The organism is Exiguobacterium sp. UBA1053 (assembly GCF_002316465.1).
GTDB classification, from domain to species: domain Bacteria; phylum Bacillota; class Bacilli; order Exiguobacteriales; family Exiguobacteriaceae; genus Exiguobacterium_A; species Exiguobacterium_A abrahamii.
Window position 1 is genome coordinate 510,854 of the sequence record NZ_DCDO01000003.1, and the last position, 12,761, is coordinate 523,614.

Consider the following 12,761-nt stretch of genomic DNA (forward strand, 5'->3'; position numbering starts at 1 on the left):
GTCGGTCACCCTGATCATGTAAGCGTTTCATCTATACTATACATTCTTTATTGTACACATAAAAAGCATCAATGCAATCGTTTGCACGAAAATAAATTTCTTTTTCTGCAACCGCTTCCTTTTACTAGAAATCGATATCCATTTGAATCAAAAAAAGTCTATTTTCAAACCAATCGGCTTAAAAATAGACTATCATTTCATGCTTCAGATTTTCCGCCACAAGACTGACGAACGACGAGATAATGCGGAACGATGACGCGTTTCCCATAAGGTGTCGCATCCTCATTGATTTGTTCAATCAAACAATTCGTCGCTTCAAAACCAAGTCCAAAAATATTGATTTCAACAGAAGTCAACGGTGGGCTTGAGAATTCTGCGATGAACAAGTTATTAAAACTGACGACGGCCATTTGATCCGGCACACCAATCCCCATCTCATTCAGTGTACTCATGACACCAAGTGCCATCATATCGTCACTAACAACGACAGCCGTTGGCGGATGTTCAAGTGACATCAGTCGCTTGACTGCCTCGGCTCCTCCTGTCGTCATGAATGGTGCACTGACGATGTAGGACTCTTGAATCGGAATTCCCTCTTCCATGAGAGCCGTCTTGTAGCCACCGACACGCTCTTGCGTCACAGCTAAGTCCTGTGCGCCTCCTACGAATGCGATACACTCATGCCCAAGTTGATGCAAGTACTTCGTCACTTCGCGACCGGCTAGATAATTATCCGTATCGACATACGTGACATGTGATGAATCACTGAATGGTTTTCCGACGACGACGAACGGAAACTTTGAGTCTTGCAGAAATTGAACGACTTTGTCATCCGTACGGGAATACAGTACGACGACACCATCGACCCGACGGCCCTGAACCATCGAGACGACACCTTCATATACTTCTTCTTCCGAGACGCCTGTCGTCATATATAACGAATATCCATTTTGATGCGCTTTTGTACTGATTCCTCGAATGACCTCCGAAAAGAACGGGTTTTGTAGTGTTTTCGTTGCAGCACTTGGCATGACGAGACCGATCGCCTGTGTCGTTCGATTCGCTAGACTGCGTGCATGAACGTTCGGATAATATCCGAGCTCATCCATCGCCTGCCGCACCCGTTCCTTCGTCTTTTGACTGATGCGTGAACTATTCGCAATGACGCGTGATACCGTCGAGGGTGCGACATTCGCTTCCCGTGCTACATCCTTGATTGTTACCTGCATCCCCTTCACCTCACATTTCCCCTAGTTAAGTATTTTATTTTGTTTGACGTTGCATGCGTTTACGGTGAACGAGAAGAAGTATGAGCGCTAAAATCGGAGCAATCGCACCAATTGCGATGATCGACCACCAGTTGACTTGTGACTTTTCGATGACATAGCTGTTCGCACTATTTGCATCAAGCGTGATCTCATAGGCGTCACCATCTTGACGCACCAAGTCTGAGAATAAAAGTCCTCTTAGACGCTGATCATCACCGATTTCTTTCGCAGACACGCGTAAGCTCGTCTTTTTTTCTCCAAGATTAATCGCGTAAACGACTTGTTGTTGTTTCGTCTCCCGTGAGTAGACTGCCATATGATCGGTTTTTGCGATCAAGCGTTGCTTCCCTGTTGCAAACGCTGGGTAGTCCTGACGCATCTCGTTCAACGTTTTTACGTACTGTTGCATCTTCTTATTTTGATCAAATGTCATCATCATCCGGTTTCCAGGATCCTCACCACCTGGCATCGCCACCTCTGTTCCTTGGTAGACGATCGGCATCCCTGGTGCAGCATAGAGTGCGAACAGCGCTAATCGAAGCTGCCGCTCCTCTTCATCTGCTCCACCAATCTTTGCTTCCGTGATGAAGCGCTTGACATCATGATTATCAATGAAGGTTGCAAGTCCCTTGGCATTCGGATTAAACGTAGTATCTCGATTATAAACTGAATCGAGCTCTTCCGCTGAACCATTTTTGCGGGCAAACTGATCCTTGACTCCATAATAAAACGGGAAGTTCGTCACGGAATCAAAACCTAATTTTGAATAGGACGCGATTTTTCGTGGATCTCCATCGAATACTTCAGCCAACAAGAATAAGTCTGGATGCTTTTCTTTGACTGCTGGGATAAACGTTTCCCAAAATGACGCTGGCACATGGCGAACCGTATCGAGCCGGTATCCGTCTATACCCGTTTCATCGACCCAGTAGTTCGCGACATCAACTAAATAATCGACGACTTCCGGATTTTCCGTATTGAAGTCCGGTAAATCGAACAGCCAGTTATTCTCGACTTCCGACGGGTTATTCCAATTCATGATTGGTTGATTTTTATGGAACCACTCCGGTTTTTCTTTCACCATTGGATGATTTGGCCCTAAATGATTGACGACAAGATCAAGGACGACCTTGATATCCCGTTCATGTGCTTCCTTGACGAGACGTTTAAACTCTTCCTTTGTTCCGAAGTGCGGATCAATCTCGTAATAATCATCCGTCCAGTATCCATGATAACCATTCGGACGGTTCTTAAAGATCGGCGTTAACCAAATCGAAGTGAAGCCTTTTTCCTTGATGTAATCGAGACGTTTCGTCACGCCTGCTAAATCGCCACCTTGAAACGCTTTTGGATTTTCAGGATCCGCCTCTCGATCATTACTCGGATCGCCATTCTCGAACCGATCCACCATGATGAAATACATTCGTTCTTTTTCCCAACCTGCTGCTTCACCCGTCATCGGTTGAAGCCCGATAGACAAGAGAAGCGGCAAGAGGAGAAGCATTATGCCTCGTCTCATGCCGCTGATTTCCCCCTTATGATTATCCTTTTGTTCCACCTGCTGTCAATCCAGACACGAAGAAGCGCTGGAATGCGAAGAAGAGAAGAACGATTGGAACTGCTGATAATACGGCACCTGCCGCAAATAACGTGAAGTTATTGTCGAACTGCTCCGACACCATGTTGTACAACCCGACCGCAAGTGTCTGTTTCTCAGGAGAACGCAGGACGAGCGATGCTAAAATGAAGTCGTTGAATGGTGCCATGAAGTTGAACAACGCGATGACGGCGACCATCGGTTTTGCGAGCGGTAAGATGATTTGCCAGAAGATTCGTAAGTGACCGGCACCATCCATCCGTGCCGCCTCATCGAGTTCTTTTGGAATCGTATCGAAATATCCTTTTGCAAGATACGTATTCATTGGGATCGCGCCACCCGAGTAGAGTAGGATGAGCGCCAGATGCGTATCAAACAATTCTAACATATTAAGCAAGACATAAATCGCAATAATGGCAACGAATTGCGGTACCATCTGCAACACGAGGAACAAGATGAGTGAATTTTTCCGACCGACGAAGCGATAGCGTGAAAAAATGTATCCTGTTAACGTGATTAGCGCGACGGAGACGACCATCGTGATGACGGCAATCTTGATTGTGTTTAAATACCACATGCCATAATCCGTTTTTGACGGATCAAATAAATCAAAGTAGTGAATCAAAGTCGGATTACTTGGGAAGATATCCGATGTAATACTTTTCCCTGGGTTAAGTGAAGTACCAACGACCCAAAGGAGTGGATAGACGATAATGATGGAGGCGACCGTCAAAATGAGATATGACAACGCCATGTTGATTCGGTTTTGTTTTCTCATATTAGATCATATCCTCATCTTTGAATGATTTTGAACGCTTGAACTGAATAACGGCAATCGTCATGATGAAGAACGACAACACAAGCGTGATCGCTGCTGCAAATCCATACTGCGGGTTCGCGCCAAGCGACAATTTGTAAATCCACGAAATCAAGATATCCGTTCCACCAGCCGATTGACCCGGTACTGCCGGTCCACCGTTGTTGAAGAGATAGATGATATTGAAGTTATTGAAGTTGAACGTATACTGCGTGATCAAGATCGGTGCTGTTGCGAAAAGAATCATCGGCAACGTGATTAAGCGGAATTTCTCTCCTGCTGTCGCTCCATCAATTGTTGCTGCCTCATAAAGATCTTCTGGTATCGACTGCAAGATCCCCGTCGTCAGTGTCATGATGTATGGGAAACCTAACCACCACTGAATCCCGATCAATGCAAGCTTCGTATACGTCGGATCCGTCATCCAGTCGAGACCATTATCGAGACCAATCGCTGGTAGTAACGTCGTATTGAAGACACCGAATGTCTCATTGAACATCGAGCGGAAGATCAAAATCGTGATGAACGCTGGTACTGCCCATGACAGGATCAAGATGGAACGGAAGAACCGTTTTCCTTTGAGTCCCTTTTGGTTCAGTAAGACTGCCAGTCCGATACCGATCGCGATGACACCTGTCGTCGAAGCGACGGTCCAGACAAGCGTCCAACCAAGAACGCTGACGAATGTGTCGCGGAAAATATCAACCGTGAAGATATTCAAGAAGTTTTGAATCCCGATCCAGTCGACCAATTTCGCTGGAGGAGAGTTGTTGAACTTATAGTTTGTAAAAGCAATCAAGAAAGTAAAAATCAACGGTAAGACGACTGTGAACACTAAAAGTACTAATGAAGGAATCAACATCGCATACGGGAATCCATTATCACGGAAATTCCGTAGTTGCATCTTCAAGGAAGGTACTTCGAGGTTCATGTCGCGCAACTTACCGATTCGATACGCATCGATAAAGTTCCAGACGTAAATGGCGATACCAAAGACAAGTAAAATCAAGGCAATGATGCCCTCGACCATTAGAAAGATCGAGTGATCCCCCCTTACGCCTGGTACCTCACCGAGTGTAATCAAGCCCCAGATCGCTCCGCGATCGCCAGGACCATTTCCGGCTCCTTTGAAGAACAGTTCAAAGTTGACGAGAAAATATGATAGTACGACGACAAAAAATGTCGCGCCTTTAAGGAATTGTTTATTGTATAGTTGTCCTACTCCTGGAATGATCGACATCAGCGCCGCAATCGTGCGGTGGTTCGTCTTTTTTTCAGGCGTTGGATTCGTCGGGTGTGGTGTTGCAATCGCAGCCATCGTCCGTTCTCCTTTCCAAAGGTCATGTCTGACCTCAGGCTTCTCTTCCAACCATAAAGATGAGGGGGAATCCAAGATCCCCCTCTCTTTATCTCTTTTTCATGGATTCACGTGTTCCATTTACGCTTATTGATTGTTAGCTTCGATTTGTTGCTTGATTTGTTTGACAGCATCATCAGCTGATTTTTGTGCGTCTTGTTTGTTTGTTGCAACAAGCTGGAGTGCTGCTGCCATTGGTTCCCAAACTTGACCCATCTCAGCGATGTTCGGCATTGGCACACCGTTTTGTGATTGTGCGAAGACTGCTGCTGCGACTTCGTTATCCTTGATTGCTGCATCTTCTTGAAGCGCAGTGACTGGTGGGATCTCATTGTATTTTTCGAACATTGCTTTCGCGTTCTCTTCACCTGTGAGTGATGCCAAGAACTTCTCAGCCCACTCTGCATTTTCCGAGTATGCTGAAATCGCGTATGTTTTTACACCAACGAATGTTTTAATCGGCTCACCGTTTGGAAGTTTCGGAAGTGCTGAAGCTCCGAGGTTGATGCCTTTTTCTTTATAGCTCGCAACTGCCCATGGACCGTTCATGACAGCAACAGCTTTTTTATCGCCGAAGAGTTGGTCAAGTGCTTGACCACCGCCACCACCGATAAGACCTTTCGGGAAGAGACCTTCTTTGTACCACTTGCCGATGTAATCCATACCTTCGACAGCACCTTTGTTGTTCAAGCCAATATCTGCTGGATCCAATTTGCCACCGTTGTCTTTGAAGACATACCCACCGTAGCCACCGATTGGACCGTGTGCGAAGTAGAAGTTATCCCAAAGCGCGAGGAATCCGTATTTACCGTCTTTCTTTTGCTCTGTTGAGATCTTGTACAGATCATCCATTGAAGCTGGTGCTTCTTTTAATTCATCTTTATTGAAAAGGAGGATTGGTGTTTCAACTGCTTTCGGATATCCGTAGACTTTACCGTCAAACGTTACTGCTGATTTCGCTGTATCGATGAATGGCTCAAGTGCTTTTTCGCCATCTTTGAGTTCTGCGATCAAGCCTTGGTCAACGACTGTACCGATTTGGTCGTGTGGAAGAAGCATGATATCCGGCCCTTTACCTGCTGGTCCGTCAAGTGCTACTTTCTTCTGCTGATCTGTCATCTTAACTTCTTTAACTTCAACTTTGACGCCTTCTTTTTCTTCGAACGCTTTAGCTGCCGCTTTAGTCGTTTCAGCTTTTTCAGTGTCTTCCCAGATGACGATCTTGCTTGGTTTTTTACTGCCTGAATCTGAAGATGATGATTCAGAATCCGATCCACCGCCACATGCTGCAAGTGCACCGATTGCCATGACAGATACAGAGAGACCTGCTACGAATTTTTTCATTTCCATGATTGAAATTTCCTCCCCAAGTTAACTTATGAATGATAAGTTTTAATGCACAACGTTTGCATAAAGGCACAACCATTTTCTCATGATAACAACCGAGTGGTTGTAAGCGTTTTATGAAAACGTTTGCATCACCTTTACATTTTTATTATACAATCTAAAATCCTTTTGACAAGTCCTTTTATTCAATTATTTTCTTACATTTAAAAACTTTTTATTTTTGATTTCATTATTTGAATCAAATGCTATAGAGAATAAGTGCATAAAAAGAAAACGTTTTCATTTTTATTGTTTGCACAACATGATGCAAACGATTGCATCATACTCTCGACTTTTATCAGGAATCCTTGATTTCACGGGATTGGAATTGACTTTAAGAAAGCGCTTTACTATTCTTAGGTCGAAGACATAATCAATATGATGCAAGCGATTGCGTTAAGGAGTGACTGCCATGTTCAAAGAAGCTGTGTTTCACCGTGCGATGTCTCCGTTCGTCTATAAATACGATGAGCGAACAATCCACATCCGTTTACAAACGAAAAAAAATGACGTTGATCGCGTCGATTTGATTTGGGGCGATCCATATGATTGGCATACTGAAAACCCAGATGCTGCCGATTGGAACTTCGATCCCTCAAAATCCAACTACTGGAATACATTCGAAACGCCGATGAAGCGAAGTGGATCAGATGAACTATATGATTATTGGTTCATCGATGTTGTTCCTCCCTTCCGTCGTCTACGATATGGTTTCCGTCTCCATGACGGTGCAACAAGCCAAGTCTTTACAGAGCGTGGATGGTTCGATGAAAAACCGCTCGATGATACAGGTTACTATTTCTGTGTTCCTTTCCTTAATGCAGTCGACGTATTCACTGCACCGGATTGGGTCCAGGATACAGTTTGGTATCAAATCTTCCCAGATCGCTTTGCAAATGGCGATGCGACGAATGATCCAGCTGGTACACTTCCGTGGAATAGTACAGCACCGACGACGACGAATCTTTTCGGTGGAGATTTCCAAGGGGTCATCGATCACATCGATTATCTCGTTGAACTTGGTATCACTGGTATTTACTTCTGCCCGATCTTCTTGGCGAAATCGAATCATAAATATGACACAATCGATTACTTAGAAATTGATCCACAATTCGGTACGAAAGAGAAATTCAAAGAAATGGTCGATCTGTTACACGCACACGGGATTCGCATCATGTTAGATGCCGTTTTCAATCATGCCGGCTTCCACCATAAAGCATTCGCTGACATCCGTGAACATGGTAGTCATTCAACCTATAAAGAATGGTTCCATCTGCGTGATTTCCCGCTCGTGACAGAACCATTGCCGAACTACGATACGTTTGCTTTCGTACCTGAAATGCCGAAATTCAACACCGAGAACGATGAAGTAAAGTCATACTTACTCCATGTCGCCCGCTACTGGGTCGAAGAATTCGGAATCGATGGCTGGCGACTCGACGTCGCCAACGAGGTCGATCACGCATTTTGGCGTGATTTCCGTCAAGTCGTCAAGGAAGTCAACCCTGACACGTATATCCTTGGTGAAATTTGGCATGACTCACAGGAATGGTTGCTCGGTGACCAGTTTGATGCCGTCATGAACTATCCATTTACGAATGCCGCTTTGAACTTCTTTGCCTTAGATAAGACTAAAGCAAGCTCGTATGCGAACGATATGTCGCATGTGTTGTTCTCAAACACGATGAATGTCAATGAAGTGACCTTTAATTTGATCGGATCACACGATACACCGCGTGCGTTGACGCGTGCTGGGAATAACAAACAGAAGCTTCGTCTTCTCTTGTTATCGATGTTGACGTTCTCAGGTAGTCCCGTCATCTATTATGGTGATGAGATCGGTCTCGATGGCGATCAAGATCCAGGCTGCCGAAAATGTATGCCGTGGGATCCTGAAGAGCAGGATCAGGAGTTATTCGCCTATACACGACACTTGTTACAGCTTCGAAAGCAGCATAAGACACTCGCGAACAAAGGGCATATCTCTTTCGTTCATGCGAATGATGAGACGAATACGATCATCATGCGTCGCATGAGCCCGGAAGGATTGTATTATATCTACTTCAACAATTCAGATGTTCCTGTTTCATTGACCGCTCCACAAGCTGGTCGAGGGCTTGATTTATTGACGAACACGCACCAGCAGACACTTGACGTTTCTCTCCCTGCGTATTCTGGAACGATCGTTCAAGTCTTATAACTATCTAAAGCCTGTACACTCACCTTCTAAAAAAGAAGTTTTGTGTACAGGCTTTTTTCTGTATCCGTTCTCCAGGATAGAAACAAGTTAATGAATGCCATCGAATTAGGGTATAGAGTACAGAAAGGAGGACATCCTCCATGGAAATTTTCTTTTACGCCGGTCTCATCCTCATCGGCTTGTTTACGATCAGTTACTTGAGTGAACGATTCCACGTCCCGAGTATTCTGGCATTCATCTTGATTGGAATCGTCCTTGGATTTTATTACGATCCTCCCGAAGAGCTGAAACTCGGAGGAGAAGCGGGCATCATCGTCCTGTTCTTTTTACTCGGTCTAAAATTTTCAGTGGCGGACTTGCTGATTCAGCTCCGTTCCATTTGGAAAGCAGGAGTCATCGATATTCTACTTTCGTTTGGTGGAACAATCCTGTTGACTTTATCGTTCGGTTTTTCCATCGCCGAATCGTTTTTGATCGGCTGTGTCTTGTACGCGACGAGTTCTTCGATTTCAGCTCGACTGCTCGATCGGGAACCGGATAAACATCAGGATGTGAATCGCTTCGTGCTGTCCCTGCTCGTCTTCGAAGATTTGATGGCACCGATCCTACTGACGACGGCACCGTTCGTTTTAGGGACTGAGACGTTCTCGGTAGCAAAAATTAGTATCATCTTTCTCGGGTTCGCCTTCTTCTTCATTGCTTTAATCATCATGACGTTGTTCATCAGAAGACGGAAACGTCTCGTCGATTCACTCTACCGTCATCCTGATGCCGGCATCGGAATCATCGGGTTAATCTTGTTATTTTCCGGTGTCGGTATTTTATTCGGCTTGTCAGAAGTACTTGGCGCCTTTATCATCGGTATTCTGTTAACCGAACTGGATGAGACGCGTTATCTTAGACGACTAGTCACGCCGTTCCAAGACTTATTATTACCATTGTTCTTTATCACGTTCGGCATGTCATTCGAGTTGACTGACGGATTACCGATTGATCTATTTTTCTTCGCTCTTGTCATTTGGGGAGTCGTCTCTAAATTCTTAGTCGGTTACCTCGGCGGAAGGTCCTTTGGTTTATCGAATTATCATGCGATCGAATCTGGCTTTTGTCTTGGTCCACGTGGTGAATTTTCGATTCTCTTCATCACGCTCGCTAGTGGTGCATTCGTGACGTTGACCGGGATATACATTTTTGTTTCTGCTTTTCTTGGAATTTTACTATTCCGTATCTCTACAGGATTGACGAACCGTACACATGCGACCGCACGAAAAATCAAAAAGAAATTGAATTAAAAAGACGTCGGCGCCTCGTGCGTTTCCGACGTCTTTCTTCTATATATGTTCTTCGATTCATCGCCCGACAAAAACAGGGCGTTTTTTTTCGATGAAGGATTCAACAGCATGACGATGGTCTTCCGTTTTGCCAGCACGTGACTGATAGATGATTTCTTGAGCAAGCATTTCCTCCAAGTTATTTTCATAACTCGCTGCTTGCAGTTGCTTGATGTATCCGATTACTTTTGTTGGGCGATCTGCCAGCTGACGAGCAAACGCTGTGACCTCTTCTACATAATTCTCTGATTCGATACTTCGTGTCGCAAGATTGAGCGAAACGGCTTCGTCTGCTGATATCGTATCACCGAGTAACGCAAGTTCCGTTGCTTTTGCTGCACCGATTAGCCGAGGTAAGAAATACGGAGCTCCTGCATCCGGGACAAGACCGATATTGATGAATCCAAGCGACAATTTCGCTTCAGCATGGACGAGCCGGAAATCGCAGGCGAGCGTCAATGATAAACCGGCCCCTGCCGCTACACCATTGATGGCAGCAATCGTCGGTTTTTTTGATTTAGCGAGTGCCCGAACGACAGGATGATAATACTGTTGTAGATATTCACCATGATCGAGCTCAGGCGAGACGGTTTTCAAATCTTGTCCTGCACAAAAACCACGTCCTTCACCAGTCAAGACGATGACACGTACTTCCTCATCCTGATTCGCTTCTTCTAGAGCGTCTGCCAACTCTTCTAATAAATTCGACGTTAATGCATTCAGTTGTTTGGGTCGAGCCAGCGTTAGCGTTGCGATTTGATCCTTGACGACATAATGCATTTCTCGTTTCATCGGATTCCCCTACCTTTTAAAAATGAATGATTGTTCATTATGATGTATTCGTGATATTTTATGAAAATCCTTTTAAATCTCTTTTTTTTCGATGAAAGACAAAAAACCCTCTTTCATTATGAAAATCGAAGGCGTATAGTTTCAAAAAGATAAAGAAACACTATTCGTTTTATGAAACAAAGGGGATTTATTTATGAAAACAGTCAAGCAACCAAGCTTATTCCACATTACGTGGCCATTATTCATCGAGATCGCATTGCATATGAGCCTCGGGATCATTGCAACGTTGATTTTAAGTTATTACTCGGATAGCGCTGCTGCGGCAGTCGGTGTATCCAATCAAATTTTGAATATCTTCATTATTCTCTTTAACATCACCTCGGTCGGTGCAACGATCATCATTGGTCAGTACCTCGGTGCAAGAAAGACGCAAAACGCTCGTCAAACGGCTCGTTCTGCTTTTGCGATTAACTTGTATACCGGTCTCATCGTTTCTCTGACCGTCGTGTTGTTCGGAAGACAACTCCTTGGATTTTTCTCGTTAGAAGGAGAGACGCTCGTCTATGGCGAAACGTTCATTAAGATCGTTGGTCTATTCCTTTTCTTAGAAGCTATCTCATTGACACTGGGTGCGATTCTCCGGAGTCATGGATTCACTAAAAATGCTATGTATGTCACGCTACTCATGAATTTCGTTAGTGCTTTCGGTAACGTCATCGCTGTTCTTGGACTCTTCGGCATTCCCGTTCTCGGTGTTGCTGGTGTCGCTTGGTCGATCGTCATCGCCCGGACAATCGCTGTCCTTGTCTTGTTCTTTGTCGTTTACCGCAAACTTTCTTTACGTTTTACAGTAAAAGACTTGATTCATTTCAATCGTGAGGATGTGAAACGAATCATGAACATCGGAATCCCATCTGCTGGTGAAGGGATCTCGTATCAATTCTCACAACTCATCATCACAGGATTTATCGCAACAATTGGTGAAGCAGCGTTGTCTGCTCGTGTTTATGTATCAAACATCACGATGCTTTGTTTCCTATTTACACTTGCAATCGCGCAAGGAACGCAATTACTCGTCGCACGCCAAGTTGGTGCTCAACAATTTGAACAAGCATATGGACGGGCTGTGAAAACATTGAAGATCGCTGTTTTCGCAAGCTTCATCTCAGCTGTAGCACTTGCTTCATTCGGTTCATCGATTCTATCAGCGTTCACATCGAGCCCTGAAATCATTGCAATCGGTATCCCACTACTCTGGGCAAGCGTCATTCTTGAACCAGGTCGCGCGATGAACATCGTGCTTATGGGAACTCTTAAATCGGCAGGAGATGTTCGTTTCCCTGTCGCCATCGGTATTCTATCAATGTGGGGAATCGCGGTCGTCCTCAGTTATACACTTGGTCTTGGGTTCGGTCTCGGTTTACTTGGAATCTGGATTGCCTTCTCTGCTGACGAATGGTTCCGTGGCATTTTTGCCATGAAACGTTGGCATGGACGGAAATGGGTCCAATACTCACTCGTCAAAGGAGAAACACATGAGCAAAACGAACGTCGAGAGGCTTCTGAAGCAGTCTAAGATTGACTTCGAATCCCTCACTTATCCTGTTGATCTTGAGGATTTATCTGCTGAAGCCGTCGCTAGAAAGATTAATTACCCCCTTTCGACCATTTTTAAAACCCTTGTTTTGAAAATGGTCGAAAATAAATATGTCTTCGTCGTCATTTCGGGGGAAGAAGAACTCTCTCTAAAGGCAGCGGCTAAAGCATTGCATTCGAAAAAAGTCGCGCTTGTTCCGATGAAGGAGTTAGAAGGCCTGACTGGCTATATTCGAGGTGGTGTCTCTGCCATCGGTGCTAAGAAGAATTTTCCGGTTCTTTTATCGGATCGTGCTATTCATGAACCATTCATCATCATATCCGCTGGAAAACGTGGACATCAAGTTCGATTGAATCCTCATGATTTTTTATCTTTCACTCAGGGGATTCTCTTTACGAACGGCTGAATTCCATCTC

At 44.7% G+C, this 12,761-nt stretch carries 10 protein-coding genes; 4 read left to right on the top strand and 6 right to left on the bottom strand.

What is annotated here, in order from left to right; translation table 11 throughout:
* Positions 1-197 precede the first annotated feature (197 nt).
* The 5 genes from B3G15_RS03595 to B3G15_RS03615 form a co-directional block, all read right to left on the bottom strand.
* Positions 198-1,229: a LacI family DNA-binding transcriptional regulator gene (locus tag B3G15_RS03595; protein WP_035398727.1), complete on the bottom strand. Its 1,032-nt coding sequence runs from the start codon at positions 1,227-1,229 to the stop codon at positions 198-200.
* Between the two features lie 34 nt (positions 1,230-1,263).
* Entirely contained in the window at positions 1,264-2,787 is a 1,524-nt protein-coding gene (locus B3G15_RS03600; RefSeq protein WP_195865601.1) for an alpha-amylase family glycosyl hydrolase, read from the bottom strand.
* A gap of 22 nt (positions 2,788-2,809) precedes the next feature.
* Positions 2,810-3,643 carry a sugar ABC transporter permease gene (locus B3G15_RS03605; RefSeq protein WP_023467409.1) on the bottom strand — a complete coding sequence of 278 codons (834 nt, stop codon included), beginning with the start codon at positions 3,641-3,643 and terminating at the stop codon, positions 2,810-2,812.
* A gap of 1 nt (position 3,644) precedes the next feature.
* Positions 3,645-5,000, bottom strand: coding sequence for a carbohydrate ABC transporter permease (locus B3G15_RS03610; protein WP_195865600.1), 1,356 nt, complete (start codon positions 4,998-5,000; stop codon positions 3,645-3,647).
* 126 nt (positions 5,001-5,126) lie between these two features.
* Positions 5,127-6,383, bottom strand: coding sequence for an extracellular solute-binding protein (locus B3G15_RS03615; protein WP_174316741.1), 1,257 nt, complete (start codon positions 6,381-6,383; stop codon positions 5,127-5,129).
* Between the two features lie 454 nt (positions 6,384-6,837).
* Between B3G15_RS03615 and B3G15_RS03620 the strand changes: the two genes are divergently transcribed.
* The gene (locus B3G15_RS03620) at positions 6,838-8,625 is read left to right on the top strand and encodes a glycoside hydrolase family 13 protein (protein WP_290715759.1); all 1,788 of its coding nucleotides are present in this window, start codon (positions 6,838-6,840) and stop codon (positions 8,623-8,625) included.
* Between the two features lie 140 nt (positions 8,626-8,765).
* Positions 8,766-9,917: a cation:proton antiporter gene (locus tag B3G15_RS03625; protein ID WP_290715762.1), complete on the top strand. Its 1,152-nt coding sequence runs from the start codon at positions 8,766-8,768 to the stop codon at positions 9,915-9,917.
* Positions 9,918-9,974: 57 nt separating this feature from the next.
* On the opposite strand, the gene B3G15_RS03630 is transcribed toward B3G15_RS03625, so the two are convergent.
* Positions 9,975-10,748 carry an enoyl-CoA hydratase/isomerase family protein gene (locus B3G15_RS03630; RefSeq protein WP_087679789.1) on the bottom strand — a complete coding sequence of 258 codons (774 nt, stop codon included), beginning with the start codon at positions 10,746-10,748 and terminating at the stop codon, positions 9,975-9,977.
* A 193-nt stretch (positions 10,749-10,941) separates the two neighbouring features.
* On the opposite strand from B3G15_RS03630, the gene B3G15_RS03635 reads away from it, so the two are divergent.
* Positions 10,942-12,324 carry an MATE family efflux transporter gene (locus tag B3G15_RS03635; RefSeq protein ID WP_035398439.1) on the top strand — a complete coding sequence of 461 codons (1,383 nt, stop codon included), beginning with the start codon at positions 10,942-10,944 and terminating at the stop codon, positions 12,322-12,324.
* Entirely contained in the window at positions 12,284-12,751 is a 468-nt protein-coding gene (gene ybaK / locus B3G15_RS03640; RefSeq protein WP_290715769.1) for a Cys-tRNA(Pro) deacylase, read from the top strand. The genes B3G15_RS03635 and ybaK overlap by 41 nt, the downstream gene beginning before the upstream one ends.
* Positions 12,752-12,761: the final 10 nt, after the last annotated feature.

Bases quoted from the DNA above. Each gene is read 5' to 3' on its own strand.
- B3G15_RS03625 (WP_290715762.1), top strand. From the start codon at position 8,766: ATGGAAATTTTCTTTTACGCCGGTCTCATCCTCATCGGCTTGTTTACG.
- B3G15_RS03600 (WP_195865601.1), bottom strand. From the start codon at position 2,787: ATGAGACGAGGCATAATGCTTCTCCTCTTGCCGCTTCTCTTGTCTATC.
- B3G15_RS03595 (WP_035398727.1), bottom strand. From the start codon at position 1,229: ATGCAGGTAACAATCAAGGATGTAGCACGGGAAGCGAATGTCGCACCC.
- ybaK (WP_290715769.1), top strand. From the start codon at position 12,284: ATGAGCAAAACGAACGTCGAGAGGCTTCTGAAGCAGTCTAAGATTGAC.
- B3G15_RS03610 (WP_195865600.1), bottom strand. From the start codon at position 5,000: ATGGCTGCGATTGCAACACCACACCCGACGAATCCAACGCCTGAAAAA.
- B3G15_RS03605 (WP_023467409.1), bottom strand. From the start codon at position 3,643: ATGAGAAAACAAAACCGAATCAACATGGCGTTGTCATATCTCATTTTG.
- B3G15_RS03635 (WP_035398439.1), top strand. From the start codon at position 10,942: ATGAAAACAGTCAAGCAACCAAGCTTATTCCACATTACGTGGCCATTA.
- B3G15_RS03615 (WP_174316741.1), bottom strand. From the start codon at position 6,383: ATGAAAAAATTCGTAGCAGGTCTCTCTGTATCTGTCATGGCAATCGGT.
- B3G15_RS03630 (WP_087679789.1), bottom strand. From the start codon at position 10,748: ATGAAACGAGAAATGCATTATGTCGTCAAGGATCAAATCGCAACGCTA.
- B3G15_RS03620 (WP_290715759.1), top strand. From the start codon at position 6,838: ATGTTCAAAGAAGCTGTGTTTCACCGTGCGATGTCTCCGTTCGTCTAT.